29 protein-coding genes and 1 pseudogene are annotated in these 23,679 nt (G+C 41.3%); 18 read left to right on the top strand and 12 right to left on the bottom strand.

Features of this window, described 5'->3' with window-relative positions; genetic code table 11:
- The first annotated feature begins 6 nt into the window (after nucleotides 1–6).
- Complete coding sequence (locus tag GGQ84_RS00810) at nucleotides 7–246, top strand: hypothetical protein (RefSeq protein WP_429157876.1); 240 nt, start codon at nucleotides 7–9, stop codon at nucleotides 244–246.
- Nucleotides 247–282: 36 nt separating this feature from the next.
- Nucleotides 283–1,074 carry a non-homologous end joining protein Ku gene (ku, locus tag GGQ84_RS00805; protein WP_429157874.1) on the top strand — a complete coding sequence of 264 codons (792 nt, stop codon included), beginning with the start codon at nucleotides 283–285 and terminating at the stop codon, nucleotides 1,072–1,074.
- Here ku and ligD read toward each other — a convergent pair.
- The gene (gene ligD, locus GGQ84_RS00800; RefSeq protein WP_429157901.1) at nucleotides 1,071–1,955 is read right to left on the bottom strand and encodes a non-homologous end-joining DNA ligase; all 885 of its coding nucleotides are present in this window, start codon (nucleotides 1,953–1,955) and stop codon (nucleotides 1,071–1,073) included. The two genes, ku and ligD, sit on opposite strands and share 4 nt — an antisense overlap.
- 96 nt (nucleotides 1,956–2,051) lie before the next feature.
- On the opposite strand from ligD, the gene GGQ84_RS00795 reads away from it, so the two are divergent.
- On the top strand, nucleotides 2,052–3,470 hold the full coding sequence (locus GGQ84_RS00795) for an aspartate aminotransferase family protein (protein ID WP_429157872.1): 1,419 nt from the start codon (nucleotides 2,052–2,054) through the stop codon (nucleotides 3,468–3,470).
- 63 nt (nucleotides 3,471–3,533) lie between these two features.
- On the opposite strand, the gene crcB (GGQ84_RS00790) is transcribed toward GGQ84_RS00795, so the two are convergent.
- Nucleotides 3,534–3,911, bottom strand: coding sequence for a fluoride efflux transporter CrcB (crcB, locus tag GGQ84_RS00790; protein ID WP_429157870.1), 378 nt, complete (start codon nucleotides 3,909–3,911; stop codon nucleotides 3,534–3,536).
- Nucleotides 3,905–4,321: a fluoride efflux transporter CrcB gene (gene crcB, locus GGQ84_RS00785; RefSeq protein ID WP_429157868.1), complete on the bottom strand. Its 417-nt coding sequence runs from the start codon at nucleotides 4,319–4,321 to the stop codon at nucleotides 3,905–3,907. The genes crcB (GGQ84_RS00790) and crcB (GGQ84_RS00785) overlap by 7 nt, the downstream gene beginning before the upstream one ends.
- Before the next feature lie 114 nt (nucleotides 4,322–4,435).
- On the opposite strand from crcB (GGQ84_RS00785), the gene modA reads away from it, so the two are divergent.
- From modA to GGQ84_RS00770, 3 genes are read left to right on the top strand one after another with little or no spacing between them, the layout of a single operon-like run.
- Entirely contained in the window at nucleotides 4,436–5,206 is a 771-nt protein-coding gene (modA, locus tag GGQ84_RS00780; protein ID WP_429157866.1) for a molybdate ABC transporter substrate-binding protein, read from the top strand.
- 5 nt (nucleotides 5,207–5,211) lie between these two features.
- On the top strand, nucleotides 5,212–5,895 hold the full coding sequence (gene modB, locus GGQ84_RS00775) for a molybdate ABC transporter permease subunit (RefSeq protein ID WP_429157864.1): 684 nt from the start codon (nucleotides 5,212–5,214) through the stop codon (nucleotides 5,893–5,895).
- Nucleotides 5,896–6,999 carry a sulfate/molybdate ABC transporter ATP-binding protein gene (locus tag GGQ84_RS00770; RefSeq protein WP_429157862.1) on the top strand — a complete coding sequence of 368 codons (1,104 nt, stop codon included), beginning with the start codon at nucleotides 5,896–5,898 and terminating at the stop codon, nucleotides 6,997–6,999.
- On the opposite strand, the gene GGQ84_RS00765 is transcribed toward GGQ84_RS00770, so the two are convergent.
- The 4 genes from GGQ84_RS00765 to GGQ84_RS00750 all read right to left on the bottom strand — a co-directional run bounded on the left by GGQ84_RS00765 (nucleotide 6,983) and on the right by GGQ84_RS00750 (nucleotide 10,769).
- A complete protein-coding gene (locus tag GGQ84_RS00765; protein WP_429157860.1) occupies nucleotides 6,983–7,897 on the bottom strand; it encodes an ATP-dependent DNA ligase in 915 nt (304 codons plus the stop codon). The genes GGQ84_RS00770 and GGQ84_RS00765 overlap by 17 nt on opposite strands.
- An 83-nt stretch (nucleotides 7,898–7,980) precedes the next feature.
- Nucleotides 7,981–9,231: a two-component system histidine kinase PnpS gene (gene pnpS / locus GGQ84_RS00760; RefSeq protein WP_488168086.1), complete on the bottom strand. Its 1,251-nt coding sequence runs from the start codon at nucleotides 9,229–9,231 to the stop codon at nucleotides 7,981–7,983.
- Between the two features lie 535 nt (nucleotides 9,232–9,766).
- A complete protein-coding gene (locus GGQ84_RS00755; protein WP_429157858.1) occupies nucleotides 9,767–10,462 on the bottom strand; it encodes a response regulator in 696 nt (231 codons plus the stop codon).
- Nucleotides 10,463–10,604: 142 nt separating this feature from the next.
- Nucleotides 10,605–10,769 (bottom strand): hypothetical protein, encoded by a 165-nt coding sequence (locus tag GGQ84_RS00750; RefSeq protein ID WP_429157856.1) that lies wholly within the window; start codon nucleotides 10,767–10,769, stop codon nucleotides 10,605–10,607.
- A gap of 221 nt (nucleotides 10,770–10,990) precedes the next feature.
- Here GGQ84_RS00750 and panB point away from each other — a divergent pair, with 221 nt between their 5' ends.
- From panB to GGQ84_RS00735, 3 genes are all read left to right on the top strand, one after another.
- Nucleotides 10,991–11,794, top strand: a complete 804-nt coding sequence (gene panB, locus GGQ84_RS00745) for a 3-methyl-2-oxobutanoate hydroxymethyltransferase (RefSeq protein ID WP_429157854.1) — start codon at nucleotides 10,991–10,993, stop codon at nucleotides 11,792–11,794.
- A gap of 69 nt (nucleotides 11,795–11,863) precedes the next feature.
- Complete coding sequence (locus GGQ84_RS00740; protein WP_429157853.1) at nucleotides 11,864–12,619, top strand: CvpA family protein; 756 nt, start codon at nucleotides 11,864–11,866, stop codon at nucleotides 12,617–12,619.
- Between the two features lie 25 nt (nucleotides 12,620–12,644).
- The gene (locus GGQ84_RS00735) at nucleotides 12,645–14,045 is read left to right on the top strand and encodes an aminopeptidase (protein WP_429157851.1); all 1,401 of its coding nucleotides are present in this window, start codon (nucleotides 12,645–12,647) and stop codon (nucleotides 14,043–14,045) included.
- A gap of 32 nt (nucleotides 14,046–14,077) precedes the next feature.
- On the opposite strand, the gene GGQ84_RS00730 is transcribed toward GGQ84_RS00735, so the two are convergent.
- The 5 genes and pseudogenes from GGQ84_RS00730 to GGQ84_RS00710 all read right to left on the bottom strand — a co-directional run bounded on the left by GGQ84_RS00730 (nucleotide 14,078) and on the right by GGQ84_RS00710 (nucleotide 17,031).
- Nucleotides 14,078–14,458 (bottom strand): DUF134 domain-containing protein, encoded by a 381-nt coding sequence (locus GGQ84_RS00730; protein WP_429157850.1) that lies wholly within the window; start codon nucleotides 14,456–14,458, stop codon nucleotides 14,078–14,080.
- 31 nt (nucleotides 14,459–14,489) lie between these two features.
- Nucleotides 14,490–14,948 carry a Fur family transcriptional regulator gene (locus GGQ84_RS00725; RefSeq protein ID WP_429157848.1) on the bottom strand — a complete coding sequence of 153 codons (459 nt, stop codon included), beginning with the start codon at nucleotides 14,946–14,948 and terminating at the stop codon, nucleotides 14,490–14,492.
- A gap of 17 nt (nucleotides 14,949–14,965) precedes the next feature.
- Nucleotides 14,966–15,304 carry a NifB/NifX family molybdenum-iron cluster-binding protein gene (locus GGQ84_RS00720; RefSeq protein WP_429157846.1) on the bottom strand — a complete coding sequence of 113 codons (339 nt, stop codon included), beginning with the start codon at nucleotides 15,302–15,304 and terminating at the stop codon, nucleotides 14,966–14,968.
- A 32-nt stretch (nucleotides 15,305–15,336) separates the two neighbouring features.
- Nucleotides 15,337–15,654 (bottom strand): annotated as a pseudogene (locus GGQ84_RS00715) (P-loop NTPase); the annotation flags it as partial.
- Nucleotides 15,655–15,873: 219 nt separating this feature from the next.
- Nucleotides 15,874–17,031 carry an iron-containing alcohol dehydrogenase gene (locus GGQ84_RS00710; protein WP_429157844.1) on the bottom strand — a complete coding sequence of 386 codons (1,158 nt, stop codon included), beginning with the start codon at nucleotides 17,029–17,031 and terminating at the stop codon, nucleotides 15,874–15,876.
- 190 nt (nucleotides 17,032–17,221) lie between these two features.
- Between GGQ84_RS00710 and GGQ84_RS00705 the strand changes: the two genes are divergently transcribed.
- The 9 genes from GGQ84_RS00705 (at nucleotide 17,222) to GGQ84_RS00665 (ending at nucleotide 23,678) form a co-directional block, all read left to right on the top strand.
- Nucleotides 17,222–18,100 (top strand): HEAT repeat domain-containing protein, encoded by an 879-nt coding sequence (locus GGQ84_RS00705; protein WP_429157843.1) that lies wholly within the window; start codon nucleotides 17,222–17,224, stop codon nucleotides 18,098–18,100.
- A gap of 47 nt (nucleotides 18,101–18,147) precedes the next feature.
- The gene (locus tag GGQ84_RS00700; RefSeq protein ID WP_429157841.1) at nucleotides 18,148–18,333 is read left to right on the top strand and encodes a DUF951 domain-containing protein; all 186 of its coding nucleotides are present in this window, start codon (nucleotides 18,148–18,150) and stop codon (nucleotides 18,331–18,333) included.
- A 22-nt stretch (nucleotides 18,334–18,355) separates the two neighbouring features.
- Entirely contained in the window at nucleotides 18,356–18,994 is a 639-nt protein-coding gene (locus tag GGQ84_RS00695) for a CBS domain-containing protein (RefSeq protein WP_429157839.1), read from the top strand.
- 1 nt (nucleotide 18,995) lies between these two features.
- The gene (locus GGQ84_RS00690) at nucleotides 18,996–20,231 is read left to right on the top strand and encodes an acetoin utilization protein AcuC (protein ID WP_429157837.1); all 1,236 of its coding nucleotides are present in this window, start codon (nucleotides 18,996–18,998) and stop codon (nucleotides 20,229–20,231) included.
- A gap of 76 nt (nucleotides 20,232–20,307) precedes the next feature.
- On the top strand, nucleotides 20,308–21,402 hold the full coding sequence (gene ychF, locus GGQ84_RS00685) for a redox-regulated ATPase YchF (protein ID WP_429157835.1): 1,095 nt from the start codon (nucleotides 20,308–20,310) through the stop codon (nucleotides 21,400–21,402).
- A 119-nt stretch (nucleotides 21,403–21,521) separates the two neighbouring features.
- Nucleotides 21,522–21,809, top strand: coding sequence for a 30S ribosomal protein S6 (gene rpsF, locus GGQ84_RS00680; RefSeq protein ID WP_429157833.1), 288 nt, complete (start codon nucleotides 21,522–21,524; stop codon nucleotides 21,807–21,809).
- Nucleotides 21,810–21,836: 27 nt separating this feature from the next.
- Nucleotides 21,837–22,247, top strand: coding sequence for a single-stranded DNA-binding protein (locus tag GGQ84_RS00675; protein WP_429157831.1), 411 nt, complete (start codon nucleotides 21,837–21,839; stop codon nucleotides 22,245–22,247).
- 24 nt (nucleotides 22,248–22,271) lie between these two features.
- Nucleotides 22,272–22,505: a 30S ribosomal protein S18 gene (rpsR, locus tag GGQ84_RS00670; protein WP_429157830.1), complete on the top strand. Its 234-nt coding sequence runs from the start codon at nucleotides 22,272–22,274 to the stop codon at nucleotides 22,503–22,505.
- Nucleotides 22,506–22,688: 183 nt separating this feature from the next.
- Nucleotides 22,689–23,678 (top strand): YybS family protein, encoded by a 990-nt coding sequence (locus tag GGQ84_RS00665; protein ID WP_429157828.1) that lies wholly within the window; start codon nucleotides 22,689–22,691, stop codon nucleotides 23,676–23,678.
- The last annotated feature ends 1 nt before the right edge of the window (nucleotide 23,679 follow it).

Below are 23,679 nucleotides of genomic sequence, written 5' to 3'. Positions count from 1 at the left end.
ATATGAATGTATGTACTAGCCTTAGGAGTGATGGCAGTGGCATTATTAATAGCCTTAGTCGAGTTCCCAGCTATTTTTAAGAAAAGAAAATACTTCAATTTAGTGGTGGTCTTTAGCATATGGTTTATGGGGACGGCGCTTGCGCTCTATCAAGCAATAGGTTATGAAACACCTAACCTAATGGATGCATTGATAAAGCATTTTCCAACTTTTACAGAGCCAATATTAGATATATTTTTAGAATAAAGAACGCAACAATATTCTTAGAAGGGATGTGATCTTATGCAAACTGTATGGAAGGGTTCTATTAGTTTTGGTCTATTAAATGTTCCAGTGAAGATGAGCACTGCCACTGCCAGGGAAAGTTTGCGCTTTCGCACTCTCCACAGCAAGTGTCACACTCCCCTGAAGCAAAAACGCTTTTGTGCCAAATGCAACCAAGAGGTGGAGTTTCACGACACTGTAAAAGGATATGAATATGAAGAAAACAAATTTGTGATTATTGACGATGAGGATTTAGAGAATATCCCAGTTGAGAGCACTAAAACAGTGGAAATTGTGGATTTTATCAAGCTAGAGGAAGTAGACCCTATCTATTACGACAAGAGTTATTACTTGCGTCCCAATGAAGGTGGGGAAAAGCCCTACCTAATTTTAAGGGATGCCATGACAAAAACTGGACGGGTTGCAGTGGCCAAAGTAACCATTAGGCAAAAGGAGCATTTGGCACTGGTGCGAGTGTCGGGGAAAGCCCTATTACTGGAGACCATGTTCTTTCCAGCCGAGGTTAGGGGGCAAGAGGAGTTAGGGTTACCTGAGCTAGAGGAACGGGTTAAAATAAAAAGGGCTGAGCTGGATATGGCCATTGAATTGGTGGAAAACCTGACGGAAGAGTTTAATCCAGAAAAATACAAGGACGAGTATCGAGAGGAATTATTAAAGATAATTCGCAAAAAAGCCCAAGGGCAAGATGTAACAGTGGTCGAGCCTGAGAAAGAAAGGCCCCAGGTGGTAGATTTAATGGAAAGGCTCAAGGCCAGTGTGGAAGCAACTAAAAAAGTGGCAGGGGACTAGAGAACAGGTAGCTTTTGCTCCAATTCTAAAACTGGTCGGAATAAGTCGCCCAGTTCATCTAATCGCTGAAAGATGTTCTGGAATGTAAAATCTTCAGGCATTAACTGAGGGTTCGCCACTTCACTCCAAGTAAGAGGTGTAGAGACAGTAGCCTGGGCTGTAGGGCGCAAGCTGTAGGGAGCGGGAATAGTTTTATTGCTCCCGTTTTGGGCTGTGTCCAAATAAATCCGATCGCCCCGCTGGTTTACCCGTCGCTCTGTGGTTGTTAAATCGGGCCGAGCCTCCACCACTAATGGATTTAGTTGAGCTAAAAATTGGCGCACCTGATCAAAGGAATATTTGGGAGCAATAGGGATGTAGATGTGAATCCCTGTTGCTCCTGATGTTTTTGGAAAGGATTGTAATCCCAATTGGTCTAATATGGGCTTGTACAAAAGGGCGGTCTCGGCGGCCTGCCTAAATCCTGTATTTCCCGAAGGGTCCAAATCTATCACGGCCACAGGGGGCTTATCCAAATGGGGCAATCGGGAAAACCAAGTGTGCATTTCAATACAAGCTCTGTTGGCAATCCAGATAAGGCTGGGTAAATCATTAATTACACACCAGTTAACAACACCCTTTCTCTTTGAAGGGATTGGGGTGCGGGAAAGCCACGGGGGAGCTTCCCTGGGGCACTCCTTTTGATAAAAGCTCTCTCCACTAATTCCCTGGGGATAGGGCTTCATGGAAAAGGGTCGGCCTTTGATGTAAGGCAAAAGATAGGGAGAAATGCGAATATAGTAATCGATCATATCTCCTTTAGTCAAATTTAGCTCACTCCAAAATAACTTATCCAAGTTTGAGACGGAAACATTCTTGCCTTCAACTTGTAAGACGCTCATATAATTCACCTCGGTTTTAGTATTAGCCGTAAATGGCAAAATTACTAAATGAGCAGGAATTGCGCTTTTAAATATGGAATTAGTTAAGGCGCTAAAATGACTAAGGAGGATACATTGGTGACTGAAAATACACGTAATACATATACATTGGAGCAAGCTCAGAACCTTACTAGAGATGAGGTTCGCGGAAATTACAAGCAGTATGTAAATCCAGGCATAGTTCAGATGTTGTCTATGCTCGATTTTGACAAGCAGTATGTTAAAGCTCAGGATATATCTGTTTGGGATAGTGAAGGGAACGAGTATATAGATTTTTTGGGAGGATACGGTTCTCTGAACGTGGGACACAATCACCCGCGAGTGTTGGAGGCAGTTAAGAGTTCTATGGAAAAGCCAAATCTGTTGCAGGCATCAATGGGGACTTTGGCAGCGGCTTTAGCTCACAACCTAGCTCAGATTTTGCCAGGAGATTTGGAAAAGACCTTTTTCTGTAATAGCGGTGCTGAAGCGGTAGAGGGTGCCCTGAAGCTAGCCAGAGCTGCCAGTGATAAGGATAAGATTATCTATTGTGCCCATAGCTTTCACGGTAAGAGTATGGGAGCCCTTTCAGTGACTGGGCGCTCTAAGTATCAGACAGCCTTTGCACCCCTATTGCCAGGCTGTGATTATGTTCCCTTTGGGGATTTGGCCCTTTTGGAAAAGGAAATGCAGCGGGGTGATGTGGCTGCCTTTATCTTTGAGCCAATCCAAGGGGAGGGTGGAGTTATATTGCCGCCCACTGGCTATATCCAAGGGGTAAGAGAGCTGTGTGATAAATATGGGGCCCTGATGATAGCCGATGAAATTCAGACTGGATTCGGGCGGACAGGCCATATGTTTGCCTGTGAAGGTGAAAAAGTGGTACCCGACATTATCTGTTTGGCCAAGTCATTAGGTGGGGGCGTAATGCCCATGGGTGCCTATGTAACCAAGACGGAAATATGGGAAAAAGCCTATGGGGGAATGGAAAAGGCCACAATGCACACATCTACTTTTGGTGGTAACACCCTTGCCTGTGCAGCTGGCATTGAGACTATCCAGGTAATTATGGAAGAGGATCTTGTGGAAAGAGCTCGGGAAAGAGGACATTACCTGTTGACTAGGTTGAATTTGCTAAAGGACAAGTACCCTATTATTGCTGACGTAAGAGGCAAAGGCTTGCTGGTGGGCTTGGAATTTAAAAAGCTCGAAGGGGGCTTGATGAATAAGCTCACAGGAGGGATGATGACAAAGCTTTCTCAAGAGTATCTGGGAGCCCTTGTAGCAGGTGAGTTGCAAAACAAGTACGGCATTATTACTGCCTATACCCTGAACAATCCCAACGTTATCAGATTAGAGCCGCCCCTAACTGTAGGAGAAGCTCATATAGACCAAGTAATAGATGCATTAGAAGATATTTTCTCTAAGAAGCAAAGCTTTACAAGTATGGCCTTATCCAGTGGGAAAACTGTGTTGGGTTCCTTCTTTAAAAAGTAGTGAGGGGTACTGTGCAACGGACTTATGGTTAGTTGTGCAGTAGCTCCTTTTCTTTTTATGCAGTTAAGCCAAGCGAAAGGAACCTAATAGCAAGCCTAGATAAGCGGCTAGCATACCTAAAGTAAGGCTTGTGATGGCATAGAGTAAGGCTATCCTATAGAAGCCTTTTTGGATGGCTTGGAGAAGCTCAACAGAGAAGGTAGAAAAAGTAGTATAAGAACTTAGAAAACCCAGTACAAGTAAGGCTTCAACCTTAGCACTAATTAAATAGTGACTGTTAAAGGCTACAAATAATCCCAACAGGAAAGAGCCAGATATATTGATGGTCCAAGTAGCCCAGGGAAATGGGTGAGAAAAGTGTTTTTTTATTAAACTACTTAGTAAGTGACGAGTAATTGCCCCAGCGCTACCACCTAGGCCAATAGCTAAATAAGTTAACATTGCCCATCGCTCCTTGGAGTAATTTTACTTTGGAGGTAGTGAGCAAGATAAAAGCCCAGCGCTGCCATGCTAATTCCTCCAGCTATATTCAGCGCTTCATAAAAAAACCACCAATTAATTCCCCACTGCTCCAGTAGGTTAATAGTTTCTAAACTGATAGTGGAGAAGGTGGTGAACGAGCCAAAGAATCCAGTTGCAAAGCCTATCTTCATATAATTGGGGAGGGCAATTCTCTTGTGACTCCAGGTCAAGACAAAGGCCAAGCCCAGGCTCCCCAACAGGTTTACTGTCAAAGTCCCAAGGGGAATAATAGTATCTGTGTGATTGACTATTATTTGAGCTAAAAAAGAGCGACTAATAGCGCCCATAAATCCGCCTAGGGCTAGGGATAAGATTATACGTGCATCCATGAAATACCCTCCAGTACTTTTTTATTATCTTTATTTTTTTCAAGATAATAGGAGTTATTCCTTTGAGTATAGAAATATAATTTAACTTGTCTTATTAAAAGGAGCTATAGTGAAATGAAAATTGTAATAGCCAGTGTACTTATAGGAATAATTACGTTGCTAGGGGGCTGCACTCAGGATGAAGAGGTTCTTACAGTGGCTGCAGCATCAGACCTACAACATGCCTTCAGAGAGTTGGGCCCGCTGTTTGAAGAAGAGACGGGGATAGAAGTAAAGTTTAACTTTGGCAGTACAGGTCTATTGGCTCAGCAAATAGAAAATGGTGCGCCTGTAGATGTTTTTGCAGCTGCCAATAGAGCCTATGTGGAGAGGCTGGCAGCGGAGGACTTAGTGGTAGAGGATACTAGGGCGATTTATGCAAAGGGTAGAATTGTGCTGGTAAGGGGTCAGGAGCTGGAGTTAGATTGGGTGGATTTGTCAAATGGCAATTGGGAACTACTACTTCACGAGAGTATAAGAAATATAGCCATAGCCAACCCAGCTCATGCTCCATATGGGAAAGCCGCTCAAGAGTTTTTGCAGTCTGTTGAAATGTGGGAGGGCTTGGAGGACAAACTAGTCTATGGTAGCAGTGTGACCGATGCCCTTCACTTAGTTACCTCTGGTAATGCGGAAGTTGGAATAGTAGCACTGTCAATAGTTATCGATAGAGAACAAACATATTATTTGTTATCTGAAGAGTTACACCAACCTCTAGAGCAAGAAATAACAGTAGTGGAGTTTAGTCCAGCTAGAGAAGAGGGTAGGCAGTTTGTAGAACTCGTAACTGGACCTATAGGCAGAGAAATACTAGCTGATTACGGGTTTGAGCTTCCTGAGCTATAAAGGAGATGAATCTAGTGAGTGAAGTTAATTTATTTCCTCTGTATCTATCATTAAAAGTATCAATTTTGGCTACATGTCTTTCCCTGATCATTGGTATCCCAGCGGCTTGGATTTTAGCCAGGAAAGATTTTTATGGTAAAAGCTTACTAGATACCCTAGTAACTCTTCCTGTAGTGCTACCGCCCACTGTACTGGGATATTACTTACTGGTGGTGATTGGGAGGAATAGCTGGTTTGGACAGGCCTTTGAGCGAATAACTGGATTCAGCCTAGTATTTACCTGGCAGGCAGCAGTTTTGGCCGCTTCTTTAGTCTCTATACCACTTTTAATTAAATCCTGTAAGGCAGCATTTTTGGCTGTTGACCCAGATGTAGAGGACGCTGCTAGAACTTTAGGGAAGGGCGAGCTAGAGATATTTTGGAGAGTAACAGTGCCCTTGGCTTGGCCTGGGATGCTGGCAGGAATTGTTTTAAGCTTTGCCAGGGCCCTTGGAGATTTTGGTACTACCTTGATTGTAGCTGGAAACATCCCGAATAGGACCCAGACTATGCCTATAGCAATTTACGATGCCCTATTGGCAGGAGACAGCCAAACGGTCAACTTCTTAGTGATTTTAATGACCGCTGTTGCCTTAGCTATTTTATTAGCCTTAAATAAGTTGGAACGGCTGGGGAGGGGACCATATTAAATGCTAGAATTTCAACTTTACAAGAACTATGAGGACTTTTCTCTAGAGGTGGGCTTTAGCTCTAGGGAAGAGTTGGTTGCCATAATGGGGCCTTCAGGCTGTGGTAAAAGTATGACATTGCGATGTTTAGCTGGATTGGTTCAGCCCGATCAAGGCCAAATTGTTTTAAACGAACGGATACTCTATGATAGCAGTAAGGGGATTTGGGTTCCTCCTCAGCAAAGGCGGATAGGTTATGTGTTTCAGAGTTATGCCCTTTTTCCCCACTTGGATGTAGAGCAGAATATTTCCTTTGGGATTAAAAAGGGTAGAGATCAGTTGGATGCCCAGAAGCAGCTGAAAAAGCTAATAAAGGGAATGCGTTTGCAAGGGCTAGAACAGAAGCGGCCGCGGGAACTTTCAGGGGGGCAACAACAGCGGGTGGCTCTAGCTAGGGCGCTTATGGCGGAGCCGGAATTATTGCTTTTAGATGAGCCCTTTTCTGCTTTAGACGGCCCAGTTCGAAGCAAAATGGAGCAGGAGTTATTACAAGTATTAGAAGAGGTAGAGTTGCCTGTATTGATGGTAACCCACAATATAGAAGAAGCATACAGATTATCTAAAAAAATTGCCGTAATTGCTGATGGGGTTTTGTTGCAATATGGGGAGAAGGAGGATGTGCTTTACAAGCCTACAACTCGGACAGTAGCTAGGTTTACCGGAACCAAGAACATTTTTGATGGAGTTGTCACTAATGTGTATTCGGCTCATGAAGCAGAAGTGAAAACTGACAAGATGCTTGTGAGAATAAAAAATCATGATAGAAGTTTTACTTTAGGGGATCAAGTCACATTCTGTATTAGACCTCGCAACATCTCCTTTGTAGATGTAAACAAGAAAGATCGCTGGGTGGAGCCCAACGAGTTGGACGGATATATTAGCCATATTATAGCAAATACAGATAGTTACACGGTTTTTGCAAAACTAGAAGGATACCCTACTGGGTCTAAGGATTATCAGCTACAGATAGAGGTTTCTCGGCATATGTATAATAAATTAAGTTTAAAGGAAGGGGAAAAGTATACTCTTTGCTTAAATCAGGAGTCCATTAGTCTGTTATCTTAATCTGTTTAATGCTTGGATGGCGCAGTTTATTATCACTAGTCCACTCTAAAAAGCGCACTGTTACCGGTAGAGGGGATTGGAGCCAATGAATGCTGTGGCCAGGCTTAAGCTTAACTGAGGGCTGGTTATAAAAGGGGGAGAACTCACTTTTATGCAAAGAGCTATATGCAACAATTTGTTGGCGCTTCTCTTGGTCTAATCCTGAACTGGCATTGCCAATGTAAATTAACCTAGCATTTGCTTCATCTATATGACCTAGGAGTAGGGAACGCACCTGCCCCTCTGACATTATAAAGCCCCCTGCAGTAGCGTCTATTTCCTGCCAAACCTTTATTTTATACCAATAGTCACTTTTTTTGCCAAGCAGATAGGGGCTATCCTTTTTTTTAGCTACAATACCCTCCAAACCTTCAGCGCTTACAGCTTGATACATAGAGATACCTTCTGTGGCAATACTCTGAATAGGTGATATCAGTCTGGAATTTGCGGGGATAACAGAATGGAGTAGCTCTAAGCGCTCATTGAGGGTGGCCTCTGTTAATACCTTCCCCTCCAGTTCTAGGATATCAAAGACTATGTAAGTTACCGAAATTTCTCTCATAAGGGCATTGACTGTTGATTTATTGACAGCTAAGTCCCGGCGCAATACTTGCTTGAAGTCGGGTTTCCCATTCTGGTTTAAGGATACAATTTCTCCATCGAGAATAACTCCCTTGGGAGTTAGCTTCTTAAGCGCTTCGGAAAGTTCTGGGTATCGGGAAGTGCGACGGTTACCTCGACGGCTGTAAAGCTCTTGTGAGTCAAGTTTTGACTTAGCTAAGCATCTAACCCCATCCCACTTTAGCTGGAATAGATAGTCCTGCGAATCAAATGGTTTATCTAGAAGTTTTGGTTCCATGGGTTTAAAGGGAAAAGGGAGTGGCATTAAAGAGTGCTCCTTTCAAATTAAAATAAGCCTGACATGGTCAGACTTATTTTATACTATAGAAGTTGTTTTATTCCCGTGCGGGAATTTTTAGGCAAGGTGAAGTGAAAGGTGCTTCCCTTGCCTTCGCAACTTTCTGCCCATATTTTCCCTCCATAGCTCTCAACTAGATGCTTTACTATGGAAAGCCCTAACCCTGTTCCACCTCGTTGGCGAGAACGAGCTTTATCCACGCGATAAAATCGCTCAAAAATTCTGGGCAAGTCATCCTTGGGGATACCGATGCCTGTATCTTCTATAGAAACTAATATATCATTTGGGCGCTCAAGAGCCTGTATTAAAACGTCGCTCTGAGGAGAGGAGTACTTAATACCATTACTTAAAAGATTTATAAATATTTGTTTTAAGCCATCTCTGTCCCCCAGGCATAGCATTTCTGGGGAGATAATATTGCGGATGTCTACTTGGCGTTTTTTTGCTTCTCCCTCCAATTGGTGCACTACTTCTTGAGCTACGGAATGAATTTTTACTGGTGTTAAAGTAACTTGGGTCTTAGTAGCTTCAATTCTTGATAGTTCTAAGATATCATTAATTAATCGATTCAATCGCTCTGTTTCTGTAGCGATTATGGAAAGAAAGCGATCACGGGTTTGGGGGTTTTCAGCGGCTCCAGACTGTAACGTTTCCACAAACCCCTTAATTCCAGTTAAAGGAGTTCGCAATTCGTGAGAAACATTTGCCACAAACTGTGAGCGCATATTCTCCAGCTGGCGGACAGAAGTAATATCAGTAAAGACCAGTACAGCTTCACTAACTTCTTTACCCTTGTATATTGGGGCAATAAAAACTTGCAAATATAGCTCTGGATCAGTTAAGGTGATCTCATCGTTCACTACGTTTCCCTGTTTAATGCACTTTTCTAGTTTCTGTTGGATTGAGAAGTCGCGCATCAGGGCTAAACTCGACTTTCCTATGATGCGCTCTTGTTTAACTTGAAGTAGATTCTCTGCAGCTTCGTTGACTAAGGTAATGGTTCCCCACTTGTCAACCACGATTAAACCACTGGTCATATGAGCTATCACTGCTTCTAATTTATGCTTTTGAGTATCACTTTCCTTAATTTTCTCCTGAAGACTTTCAGCCATAAAATTAAGGGCATTACTCAAATCACCAATTTCACCTCCAGAATAGGAGTGAGCTCTATGGTTTAAATTTCCCAATGCGATGCGTTTTGCTGAAAATGTTAAATCCTCTAAGGGTTTGGTGATGATAGCTGAAATGCGATAACTTAGTAATACGAAGATCATCAGCGCTATGCCGAATGTTGCAAAAATAGTTTCGTTAATTTTTGTTATAGTTTGTTCAATTTCTGTTAAGGGAACTGCCAAGCGGGTAGCTCCCTTGATTTCTGAGTCCACGTACAGGGGGAGTGCTATATAGAGAAAGTAACTATTTATTGATTCGCTAAAGCGTTTAGAAACCCCCGTATCTCCGTTTAATGCTTTTATAAATTCAGGGCGGTCTTTGTGATTTTCCATTGATGAAATATCCTTGTCGGTTTCTCCTAATACTGCACCCTGGCTGTCTATAACTGTAACCCGAGTAGTGGTTTGCTCTCCTAAAGAAAGTGTTAGGGTGTGGATAGTATCATAATTTTCATGTTCCAGATATGGAGTTAAAAACTGTTGAGCCATAACAGTCTCAGCAGTTAGACGTTCTTGTAAGTCACGAAGAAAATAACCCTCTAGAGCCTTAGAAAGAATACCTGACAACATCAAGAGTGTAATCAGTACTAGAACAAAATAGGTAAGCGTAACCTTCCAGCGAATACTTTTAAACATCCTATTGCACCTGCTCGTTAAATTTATAGCCTACACCGCGAACAGTGAGAATGTACTGAGGCTTACTGGGATCATCTTCTGTTTTTTCTCGCAAGTGTCTTACGTGTACATCTATAGTGCGGATGTCGCCAAAAAAATCTTCTCCCCAAATACGATTTAAAAGAAAATCCCGGCTAAATACCTTTCCAGGATTGGTAGCCAGCAAGTGTAGAATTTCAAATTCAGTAAGTGTTAGTTGGATCAGCTCTCCTTTAGCTGTTACCTGATGCTTATTTGTAGAAATAAATAAGTGACCCCGAACCAAGTCTTCGCTGGTAGTGGTTTCATTGAAGTTAGTGCTACGTCGTAGCAGGGCCTTAACCCGTGCTAACATTTCCCTAGGGCTAAAGGGTTTTGTTAGATAGTCATCAGCTCCCAATTCTAGCCCTAGAACCTTGTCTACTTCGTCGGTTTTAGCTGTAAGCATGAGTATGGGAAGTTTCAGACTTTTTCTGATTTCTTGGCACACTTCAAAACCATCTATTCCCGGCAACATCAGGTCTAAGATGATTAGATCTGGCTTTAGTGATTGGGCTTGGGATAAGCCGGTATGCCCATCGGTGGCAGTGATTACAGAGTAGCCTGCTTGTTCAAGGTTAAAAGACACCAGTTCTAAAATACTAGGTTCATCATCAACTACAAGAATAGTTGCTTTCAATATTATCCCCTCCCCCTGTTGCTTTTGACTAAATTATAGCATAATAATACTGGCTGAAATAAAAGTTAACACAATATTAATATTGGCTTAACAAAAGTAAAATAATGGGCATCTTGTGCTATAATAGCTTTAAGCAGTATTATTAATTTTTAGAGTCCTCGGGATCTTCCTGTTCGGTCTCTTCCTTCAATTTATCCTTTAATTGGGCATAATAGGGTTTTTGAGCTGCGGTACCGAACCACAGAGTATAAGCATTAGCTATTGCTATTACTAAGGCAGCAAAACCTAGAAGGATTAAAACAGTCAAAAAATCAACTCCTTTCAGTTAAATAAGTTATAACCAAATGCGAGTTATATCAGTATTGTGTAGGAACAATAAAGCTGTAATTACAACAATAAATATAAATATATATAGGGAGGTTTTATTTTTTAGCATACAATCTCTCCTTTATTAGTTGCACATTTAGTTTGTGCAATTAAGCAATCAAAAATTAAAATTTATAATAATCTAAACGAGGTGTTTCTGCTATGGCAAAGAAAAAATTGTCTGTATTAGATTTTAAGAGAATGAAAACAGATGGAGAAAAAATTACAATGGTAACAGCCTATGATTATACCAGTGGTATCTTAGCGGAGCAGGCGGGAATAGAAATGATTTTAGTAGGGGATTCCCTGGGAATGACTATGTTGGGTTATGATAGCACAGTCCCTGTAACCATGGAGGATATGGTGCACCATACAAAAGCCACAGTTCGGGGAGCTGAAAATACATTTGTAGTAGCGGACTTGCCCTATATGTCCTATGAAATTAGTCCAATTGATGCCATGAGAAATGGCGGGCGCTTAATTAAAGAAGGGGGAGCCGATGCAGTAAAGCTAGAGGGAGGCTCTCAAAGGGTAGAGGCGGTTAAAGCTATGACCCAAGCGGGAATTCCCGTAGTGGGGCATTTAGGTCTTACTCCCCAGACTGCTACCCAGCTAGGAGGTTATAAGGTTCAGGGTAGAGGCCAGGAAGAGGCAGAGGCCATCTTGCAAGATGCGGAGAAGTTAACTGAAGCGGGAATAATAGCCTTAGTGCTGGAGTGTGTTCCAGCAGAATTGGCAAAAAAGGTAACAGAGATAGTATCAGTTCCCACCATTGGAATTGGGGCAGGTGTAGGATGCGACGGACAGGTTCTGGTATATCACGATATGTTGGGAATTTATAAAAAGATTTCACCCAAGTTTGTAAAGGTTTATGCTGATTTATCTGAAGAAATAGTTAAAGCCTTAAGTGAATATAAACGGGAAGTTAAGGAGGGTCAATTTCCTGGCGAAGAGCACTCATTTTAAGAGTGCTTTTTCTATGCTGTAAACCCTATCTTCTTTGGTTATAATAGAGGGAGGAAGGAGTGATAACTTATGAATTATATAGATTTGCTAATAGTGGCAGTGCTGTTGTTTGCATTAGCTAGAGGTTATTTTTCAGGGCTGCTCTCCTCTGTGGCTTCCATTGCAGCTTATGGAGTAGGTATAGTTGTTGCGGTAATATACTATGGGGCCTTTAAGGATTGGCTAAATCAATCCTATCAAGTGGTTGATAGAATAGCCAATGGGGTGGAGCCCTTACTTCCCATTCCTCAGCCGGTTTTCAATGCATCCTTAGATGGGGTGGCAGGAGAAGATCTTCTAGCTGTTGCTAATCAACTGTCCTTGCCAGAAACATATAAGAATTTACTGTTGGTTAATTTAGAGCACAACCAGTTAGTGGGTGCGGGACAAGCTTCTGTAGGTGAATTGGTAACTAATGTAGTTGCCAATACTATTGCAGAAGTAATGGCCTTTACTTTTTTATTTATGGCAGCTTTTACAGTGGTGAAGCGATTAGGTAAATTCATAACTAGGAGGGTAGATAGAACTGGATTTAACCCTATTAATCGGATGGCAGGATCTGCTTTGGGATTAGTAGTAGGAGCGTTGGGTTTAACCCTAGCCTTTGGTTTGTTATTACCCCTACTGACAGTGGGAGGGTTGGCTCACTTTCAATCCTTTATGCTAGTTAGTGCTGAAGTAGAGCAATCAGTACTAACCCCCTACTTATTAGAGACGTTTATTGCTATCCAAGGAAGCTTGGGAGGGGTTTTGCCATTTACCGGTGAAGTTGGTAGAGTCTTTTAAATACTAAAAGGAAGGTGTATTGTCAATGTCTGAAAAAAGTAAATTAAGATATGAACCGAAAACAGCTTGGGAAATTCAAAAGGACAAAGAGGAGCAAGTGTATGCCTTTGCCGAGGATTATAAGTATTTTTTAAGTGAAGCAAAGACTGAAAGGCAGACTGTAAGTAAAATAGTTGAGCTGGCTGAGAACAATGGTTTTCGGCATGCTAACCAGATAGAGGTTTTTGAGCCAGGAACAAGAATTTACTGGGTTCATCAGAATAAGTCTGTGATTTTAGCAGTGCTGGGAGTAGACCCCTTGGAAAGTGGACTAAATATAATTGGCAGTCATGTTGATGCCCCGAGGTTGGACTTAAAGCCAAATCCCCTGTATCAAGAAAAGGGAGTTGGGCTTTTAAAGACCCATTATTATGGTGGGATTAAAAAATACCAGTGGGTTGGTATGCCTTTAGCCCTTCACGGAGTAGTATTTACTGAAGATGGCAGGAAGCTTGAAATATCTTTAGGGGAACGACATGATGATCCGGTTTTTACTATAACTGATTTATTACCTCACCTGGCAAAAGAGCAAATGGAAAAGACTTTAGCCAAGGGAATAGCTGGTGAGGGCTTAAATGTGTTAGTTGGGAGCAAGCCTTTACTAGAAGGAAAATTTAAGGAGAAAATAGTAGAAGGAATTTTGGCAGAGCTAAACAGGCATTACGGTATGGTAGAAGAGGACTTTATCAGTGCCGAGCTAGAGTTAGTTCCAGCAGGTGCAGCTAGGGATGTGGGTTTTGATCGCAGCATGGTAGGTGGATATGGCCAAGACGATAGAGTTTGTGTATACACCTCTCTAGAGGCGATATTGCAGACTGAAAGGCCTAAAAAGACGGCTGTTGCCCTCTTTGCTGATAAAGAAGAGATTGGTAGTACAGGGAGTACAGGAATGCAGTCAGAGTACTTCCCCTACTTTCTAGCCCAACTGGTAGCGTCTATACAAGAAAAAGAGATCACCGATCTAATTGTTCGCCGCAGTTTAATAAATTCAATGGCCCTTTCTGCTGATGTAAGTGTAGCAGATGACCCTAATTACCAAGGAGTATTGGATAAGAAGAATGGGGCACTTTTGGGTAATGGTGTGGTACTTACCAAATACACAGGAGTTGGTGGCAAGAGCGGAGCTAGCGATGCCAATGCAGAGTATATGAACTTGGTGCGCAGGATGCTCAAGGAAAAGGGGATAGCATGGCAGGTGGCAGAACTGGGGAAAGTTGACCAAGGAGGTGGAGGCACCATTGCCAGATTTTTAGGTGAGTATGGCATGGAAATTGTAGATTGTGGGCCTGCACTTCTAGGAATGCATTCACCCTTTGAAGTAGCAAGTAAGGCTGATATATATGCAACATATTTAACATACAAAGCATTTTATGAATTAAACTACTAGCATAAATCGCATCCATTAATGGATGCGATTTATTAAGACTTTTCAACTTCTTCAATGCCCTTTCTGCATCCATGCCCTTTACCTGGCACTTGTCTTTTAAGGCAGAATTGATGTCTTCCGTTACAAATCTTATAATCTCCCCCCTCTACTTTTAACACTTTGCCATTAATTAGGATTTCAGCTAGCTTTTTTCTCGCTTTATTATAGATACCCTGTACGGTAGTTCTTGCCACGCCCATATTAATACTACATTCCTCTTGGGTGTACCCTTCTAAGTCTATTAATCTAATGGTTTCGTATTCCTCAATAGACATGGTAACCGGTTCTTCACCTCTTGCCCTATTACACATGGGTCCAAAGTGATCAATCTTTGGTAGCTCGCAGACCCTTCTTCCTTTTCTAGGCCTTGGCATGTTATCACCTCATTTTAAATGGTCGTCAACTCTAATCAAGCATTTCTCTTTCCCTACAATCTTTGCAAGTTCCTTCTATAATTATGGTGATGTCTTCGACAATGTGAGCATACTTATTTTCTAAATAACTTATTTGTTCATACATTTTTTCAATTACAAAGGGATCCCTACTTTCCTTGATTTGACCACATTTTTTACAACGAAAATGTATATGAAGCTTCTTACTACTATAAATATAGAGTTCGTAATACCGATGGTTATTAATTGTAATTTCCTTAATAATCCCTAACTTGCAAAGAAGATCAATATTACGATAAACTGTAGGAAGGCTAATTTCTTTTTCTTTTGTTTTGTAATATACATCTTTTGGTTTAAGGTGTTCATTGCTTAAAACAAATATTTCTATTATGGATTCCCTTGCATCTGTGCACTTATAGCCCTTAGATTTTATAAGTTTTTTAATATCCTTAATTTTTTCAGTTTGCTTCATAGAATCACCTTCATTGATCATGATGTGTGTTCATGACAAGCAGACCCTGTGGAAACTAACTCGCCTTTCAGATAACTTTCTACAGCATCTTGTGCCTCCCCTTTTACACCAACAATAACTTGAATTCCTTTTTTATTGAAAATATCAATAGCAGCGCCACCCATACCACCGGATATAATAATTTTTGCTCCAAGGTCGCTTAGAAATTTTGGTAAAAATCCTGGTCGGTGTCCAGGGTTCTCTATAAACTCAGAATCAACAACTTCATTGTTTTGGACGTTAAAAATATTAAAACCTTGGCAGTGACCAAAGTGGTCAGTAATTTGCGTATTTTCTGTTGCTACTACAATTTTCATCGGAATTCCTCCTTATAGAGTTAATACGAGTATTAGCCCTCTAAAATAGGTCCTATAGTATCAAACCAGTCCCCTTCAAGATCCTCAATTTTTCCATTATCACAAGCAGCTGCAATACGAGGATCAATGGGTATTGCTCCTAAAACCTTGACCCCATATTTTGTTGCCACATCTTCCAAATGACTTTCACCAAAAATATGATATATCTTATCGTTGTCAGGACACTTGAAATAAGACATGTTTTCTACTAGTCCAAGAATGGGAATATTAATCATGTTAGCCATATTTACTGCTTTTTCTACAATCATAGAAACTAAATCTTGTGGAGAGGTTACAATTACAATGCTGTTCTACAGTTTCCTAAGCCCCTTCCTGTTTCCTGCGCGATCTTTTTAGGCATATAAATCCCTCCTTTTGGTGAGATAGTATTTTAGATTAAAAACATATGTCATTTATAATTCAATTATAACCCATTATTGGCATATGTCAATAATGGGTTAAGAAAATAGCCAACCTAAGTGATATTGTCGAAATCACTTAGGTTGGCTATTAATTAATGGAAAATAAAATTATATTTTTAATGCAGATTTTCCATAGAATGCACATTCATAGATCTTACCAACGTCTTCTGCTGAGGATTGTCTAGGATTTGTTAATGTACATGGGTCCTCAAAGGCGTTTTTACTCATGCGGTCAAGTACTGCCAAGAATTTTTCTTCTGTAATATCCACTTCCGTCACACCTTGTAATGTTAACGGAATGCCTACTTTTTTGTTTAATGTTTGTAATGCCTCTGTTAGATTGTCGATGCGCAACAGATCTTCTAATTTTGAAATTTTATCTGTTCCTTTTCGGTTATAATCAACGATATAAGGCATTAATATGGCATTTGCCAATCCATGAGTAATACCGAACTCACCACCAACTTTATGTGCAAGACTGTGTACTAGACCTAATGATGAGTTTGTAAACGCCATACCAGCTAGCGCAGAAGCATTATGCATATCTTCTCTTGCTTTGATATTCTGTCCGTCTTCATATGCAACCGGTAATTGTTCAAACACCAGGCGAATAGCTTCAAACGCAAATGGATCTGTATAGCTAGTTGCATTTGAAGATACATAAGCTTCTACGGCATGTGCCATAACATCCATTCCTGTATTAGCTGTAATGTGGGGAGGCATTTTAGTGGGGAGATTTACATCTAACAACGCTATATCAGGGGTCATTTCATAAGAAACCAAAGGGTACTTAATATGATTCTTTGTATCTGTGATCACCGAGAAAGCTGTAATCTCAGATGCAGTTCCACTTGTTGACGGGATAGCTACAAATTTTGCCTTTGTACGAAGGATAGGGAATTTCATTTGAACAAGGTCTTCGAATTTTGTATCTGGATATTCATAATAAACCCACATGATCTTCGCAGCATCCAGTGCCGAACCACCACCAATGGCAATAATCCAATCTGGGCCGAATTCAGCCATTTCCTTTCCTCCGCGAATAACTGTTTCGATGGATGGATTGGGTTCTACGTCATCAACAATTGAAACTTCCATACCAGCCTTTTCAAGTTGCTTTTGAGCTTCATCTAAAAATCCTAAACGCTTCATTGAGCTACCCCCTGTAACTAAGGTCGCTCGCTTGCCTTTTAATGTTGATAAATACTCTAATGCATTCTCCCCAAAAACAATGTCCTTTGGAACTCTAAACCATTTTAAGTTCATGTATGAGATCTCCTTTTTATAGAAATGATTTGCCATTTAAGCAGGCGCATGGATACATTCTTAATTTAAGTATTGTAAACCTAGATTATTCATTTTCATTACAATATTAAACTCTGCAGGATATATACAATATATGGAGAAAGTAATATAAATTACAAGTTTTCATGCAATACTCTCCGGGGGTGGTAGTTTGCTAACCAAAGCTTTTAATAAAATCCGAATAGGACTTGGAACTAAAGAAGATTTGTTGGAGCAAATCAAGTGCGATCTCAATGATACTGGAGGCAAATTATCGCTTGAACTTCAGGAGAGAATTTTAAGTTTAGAAGTTCCGGAAATTGCAATGATTATTAACAGCTGTCATAATATGTCTGTAGTCACCAGGCAGTCTTTGAAACGGATTCTGGATGCAGCGGGAATAATAGATGAGTTAATGGAGTTAGCTGGAACTAAGAAAAGTGGAGCAAGTCGATTTGCAGCTATAGAGACTTTGGGTTTGTTGAGCATAGATAAAGCAGCAGATCTACTGTTAAATGTGTTGACAGAAAAGGATGAGTTGGTGCAATTAGCAGCAGCAGGAGCACTATGGCAGCTAAACTCAAGGCTGTTAATACCTAGAATTCTCGAAGACTTAGGGAAAGGCACCTGGCCTGTTGCCCATACTGGAAAAATACTGTTAAAACATCCAGAGCTGGTATTTAAACGCCTTGAGGAAATAGTATATAATAAAGAAGATGGGTTATTAGATGCAGTGGAATTGCTAAAGCATTTTAAGACACCTGAAGCTTATGAAGCATTAAAGTACTGCTTAAGTGACAGTTGCCCTGAAGTGAGAGTTAAAGCCTTGATGGGATTAACTGATTCGGGGATTGAAAAATCTAATAGTGTGGTATTAGCATCGGTGCTAGATGTAGTAGGTGACCAACATTGGAAAGTGCGATTGTTTGCACTTCAGTGGATTAAAAAGCACCGGGGTGAAGAAGATGTGTTAAGCAATGCTAAAATTGAAGCACTTAAGGGTGATGAGAACCCTAAAGTTAGAGCTGTTGCTAGACAAATATGGAATTAGTAACTTGTGTGTAAACAGGAGGTGAAAGGGACAGTAGTCTCGCGAATATGGCAGATTATAAGCTAGGAGATATAGTAAAGATGAAGAAAACGCATCCCTGTGGCAGTGATACCTGGGAGATTGTGAGAACTGGAATGGACTTTCGAATTAAATGTAATGGCTGTGAGAGACAGGTATTACTCCCTCGCAAGAAGTTTGAACGGGCTGTAAAGTCCATTGTAGAAAAAAAGTAGAATGATATAATGGGGGAATTTTATGTTAGTTGAGGAAGTTATGCAAACCAATGTTGTGACCATAAGTCCCCAAGGCACTCTTTATGATGCCTTGACTGCAACTGAAGATAATAATATCAGACATCTGCCTGTGGTGATAGAAGATAATGAACTGGTGGGTATCATATCTACCACGGACTTAGTGGAAGCCAAACCTCCTATGGACGACTGTGATCAAGCACACGTGCTCTTCACTACTAAGGTAAAGGATTTAATGGTAACCAATGTGATTACGGTTCACCCGTTGGATCACATTGACGATGTGGTTGATATATTTTCCAATAATAAGATTGGGTGTGTTCCTGTAGTTAGCGGGAAGAAGTTACTTGGCTTGGTAACAGAGACAGATATGTGGAGGGCTTTGGCTAAGATTTTAGGGGTATTAAACCAGGGCTCTCTAGTCAAGATAGAGATTCCCGATGAAGCGGGGCACATTGCTAAGATTGGAAGCATTATTTATGAGGAAGGAATGAATATTACAAGTATTCTTATGACCCCTCCTACGGAACAGCAGGGACATATAATGACCCTGCGACTGCAAAGTATGGATATACGGGGAACTCTTAAGGGCTTAGAAGAGGCGGGATATAAGATACTTTGGCCTCAGAAAGGGATGGTATGATATGGGGGGTAAAGCAGTGGCTATGTACAGTCCCGCATACAGCCAGTACACATTTTCTCCAGATCATCCATTTCAGCCTAAGCGCTTAGACTTAACCATGGAATTGATAAATGAGATGAATCTGCTTTTACTGGAGGACTTAACTGATCCTGTTCCAGCTCTCAGGGAAGAACTTTTATTAACTCACCATGTAGATTTTATAGATGTGGTGAGACGCTTGAGTCAGCCAGAAGAGGAGATGATTTACGATCGTAGCGGGATGGGAGCTGGCGAAGCCATTTCTCCTCAAAAGTTTGGGTTGGGGAGTGAGGATACACCTGTTTTCCCCAGGATGTATGAAGCTGCTAGGATGGTAGTAGGAGGCACTCTGAAGGCCGCTCAACTTATTGTAACGGGCATTGTTAGCCATGCTGTAAATTTTGCCGGTGGGCTTCATCATGCTCAACATGCAAAGGCAGCAGGGTTTTGCGTATTTAATGATGCTGCAGTAGCTATATCATATCTGCGAAAAAACTACCCAGATATGAAAATTGCCTATGTAGATATAGATGCTCATCATGGTGATGGCGTTCAACAGCTCTTTTACAGTGACCCCCAGGTACTGACTATTTCCATTCATGAAACAGGTCGCTATTTATTCCCGGGAACAGGGAAAATAAAGGAATTGGGTGAAGGTATGGGCTATGGGTACAGTGTAAATGTTCCCCTGGAGGCTTTTACCGAGGACGATTCATGGATGACTTCCTTTGATAGGGTTGTAATCCCGTGTATTCAGCAGTTTAGACCGGATTTAATAGTATTCCAAGCAGGTTGTGACGCCCATTATTTAGACCCATTAACCCATTTATCTTGTACAACTCAAATTTATAGCCATGCCAGTAGAGTAATGCATAAGCTGGCACACCAAGTTGCCGGAGGAAAGCTTTTGGTTTTAGGTGGAGGGGGCTATGATATTTGGCGAGTAGTACCCAGAGCGTGGACTTTGGTTTGGGCAGAGATTGCAGGCAGAAGTTATGAAGAGCAGGTTGCAGAAAATTGGATTGAGAAATTCCAGGGTGATAGTCCATACCCACTTCCCCGATTAATGAGCGATAAAATAGATGACTTGCCAAAAATACCCCGAAGACAAGTCATAGAAGAGAAAAATGAAATAATAGTGGAGCAGCTTTTGTCAGAAATCTGCTGGCTTAAGCGAAAGCGCAAAACTACGGATATAATTATGAATATAGGCTATTAATATTCAATTACGTTGTCAAGAGAGGTTTAATTGGATATAATGAGGAGTGATGTTTATATAAGGAGCTGAAGAAAAAATGCAAATCGGAATTGTGGGTCTACCAAATGTGGGGAAATCCACTCTATTTAATGCTATAACTCAAGCAGGTGCAGAAGCAGCGAACTATCCTTTTTGTACCATTGATCCTAATGTGGGAGTGGTCGAAGTGCCAGATGAGCGCTTGGACAAGCTTACCGAGTTAGTTAAACCAAAAAAGACGGTGCCCACAGCTATAGAGTTTGTGGACATTGCTGGACTAGTGAAAGGGGCTAGCAAAGGTGAGGGATTGGGCAACAAATTTTTGTCCAATATCCGAGAGGTGGATGCTATAGCCCATGTGGTTAGGTGTTTTGAATCGGGAGATATTACCCATGTGGACGGTTCAATCGGGCCGGTGCGAGATATTGAAACAATCAACTTAGAGCTGGTTTTATCAGATTTAGAGCAAGTTGAGAGACGCATGGAGAAGACCAAGAAGATGCTAAAAACCGGAGAGCGGGAATACAAAGATGAATATGCACTGCTAGAGAAGCTCTACCAAGTTTTAAGTGAAGGCAAATCAGCTAGAGCTTTAGATTTCACACCTGAAGAAGAGAGAATTCTTAAGGCTTTTCCACTGCTAAGCACTAAGCCAATTCTCTATGTGGCAAATGTAAGCGAAGAGGATTTGACTTCAGGTGGAGAAAACAAGTTGGTGCAAGAGGTTAAGGAATATGCCGAAGCTGAGGGCTCAGAAGTAGTTATGGTCTGCGCTAAGATAGAAGCGGAGATTGCAGAGCTAGACAAAGAAGATAAAGAAGAATTCTTACAAGATCTGGGTTTATCTGAAGCTGGATTGGATAAACTTATTAGAGGAGGTTATAGCCTATTGGGCTTAATCACCTATTTTACTGCTGGCGAGCAGGAAGTACGTGCCTGGACGATTGTTCAGGGCACTAAAGCGCCTCAAGCAGCGGGCAAAATTCACACTGATTTCGAAAAGGGTTTTATTCGAGCAGAAGTAGTATCTTATGAAGACTTAGTAAAATCAGGCAGCTATGCTCAAGCCAGGGAAAAGGGCTTAGTAAGACTTGAAGGTAAAGATTATGTGATGAATGATGGAGATGTAACCCATTTCCGCTTTAATGTGTAATAGATTCTTGCCACGATAATCATATTGTGGTATAGTAACAAAGTATGCAAATAAAGGTTTGCATCCCTGCTTCAGGTAAAGACCTGAAGCCGCTAGTCCAGAGGGAGGAGGTGAAGATCGTGCGACAGTACGAATTAGTGTACATCATTAATCCAGAATTTGATGAAGAGAAGCGTCAAGCATTGGTGGAAAAGGTGAACGATCTTGTTGTCAGAAATGGCGGTGAGCTTGTAAAGGTAGATCAGTGGGGCAAGAGAAAGCTGGCATACCCTATCATGAAGTTTAATGAAGGTGTATATGTACTTGTTGAATACCAAGCGCCGGCGGAAGCTATTGCTGAAGTTGACCGAGTACTTAGAATTACCGATGGGGTAATTAAGCACCTAATTACTCGCCAGGGAGAATAATTCTAATAACCGTAGGTGGTGGGTACAATGTTAAACAAGGTTGTTTTAATAGGTAGGTTGACCAGGGATCCAGAGCTTAGGTATACTCCCAGTGGAGTTCCTGTAGCTTCTTTTGGCTTAGCTGTTGAGAGGCCTTATTCTAACCAACAAGGACAGCGAGAAGTTGACTTTATTGACATTGTCACTTGGCGTAAGTTGGCAGAACTCTGTGCCAATCATATTGGCAAAGGGAGATTAGTGGCCGTGGATGGAAGATTGCAGGTAAGTGCCTTTGAAGGTCAAGATGGTCAGAAACGGCGCAAGACGGAGGTTGTAGCCGATACTGTGAAGTTTTTGGACTGGCCTAAAGATGGCAGCCCTAAACAGGGCAATGACCAGCAAGGTGGAAGTTCTTACGGCAGAGAAGTTGATATCCCGGAAGATGACTTGCCATTCTAAAAAATCAAGTTAGGAGGGATAATGATGGCACGACCAAAGGGAAGAAGACCTAGAAAGCGCGTATGTAATTTTTGCGTGGACAAGGTAGAGTTTATAGACTATAAAGAACCAAACAAGTTAAAGAAGTACGTGACGGAGAGGGGTAAAATTTTACCTCGCAGAATTTCTGGTACTTGTGCTAAACACCAACGTCAATTGACGTTGTCTATAAAAAGGGCGAGAAATATTGCCTTACTACCCTTCACAATAGGGGAATAAAAGAAAATAGATGGAATTTGTGGAGGGAGCGCAGCGCTTCCTCTATTTTTATATATTAGGAAAGTATAACTTTCCATGGCATGAGTGCAACTAAGGCTTGGCAAAATCCAAGTTTTCTTCATATAATGCAGGACAATTAGGCTAAACTATTGAATTAATTAAGCTAGAAGCGGGGTGGCATAAATGGCATCAAAGAGCTTTGAAACTAAGGCCCTGGTAGAAGGGGCTATGGCTGCATCTTTAGCTACAATGCTTGCGGCTATAGGCTACTTTATTCCTGTTTTACAGGTAGTGACTACATTCATCTGGTTTATACCAATTATTGTGGTAATAATGCGCCAAGATCTGCGCACTGGTGTCATGGCACTTATAGTGACGGCATTGCTGTTGGGGATGTTGGTTAATCCAGTTAGGGCAGTTTTTCTGCTGTTGGGAATGGGGCCAGCCAGTTTGGTGTTTGGATATGGATTTAAGCAAAGATGGCCTTCGGGTAAAGTACTGCTCAGTGGTGGAGTAGTTGTTGGGATATCTGCTCTTTTGGGATTGGTCTTGAGTGCGTTTATCATGGGCTTTGACTTGACGCAGATGCGACAAGAAATGTTGGGACAAGCAGATGCTACAGTGGAGCTTTATCGGCAAATGGGTCTCCTGGATAATGGGGCATTGACAGAAGAAGAGATAAGAGACTTGATAGCAACCCTGACTCAGGTTGCAGTAGTGCTATTACCTAGTGTGTTCATAACGGGAGCACTCTTTACAGGATGCATTGGTTTTCTTTTAGCGCGAATGACGCTAAAGAGGCTAAACTATCAGATTGAAGACCTTCCGCCTTTTAGGGAGTGGCAGCTTCCCTGGTATTTTGTCTGGGGCTTTATTTTAGCTTTGGCCCTACTGCTCATTGGGGACTATTATGAAAACCAGACACTGATAAATGTGAGTTATAATATCTTTTATATTTACGCACCCATATTGCTCATTAGCGGAATATCAGTTATTGCCTTCTTTAATCATCGCTGGAAAGCATCTAAGTGGATTAAGCTGATTATTCTTGTGGTAATATTGTTGAATCTACCCTTTGCTCTAATGCTAGCAGTTATTTTGGGTTTATTTGATCCTTTATTTAGTTATCGCAAGTTGGTAAAGAATAAGGATGAGGAGAAAGTAGATAAGTAAC

The organism is Desulfitispora alkaliphila (assembly GCF_050433185.1).
GTDB classification, from domain to species: domain Bacteria; phylum Bacillota; class Desulfitisporia; order Desulfitisporales; family Desulfitisporaceae; genus Desulfitispora; species Desulfitispora alkaliphila.
Note: the sequence above shows the minus strand (reverse complement) of the source record. Positions and strands in the feature narration are given on the sequence as shown.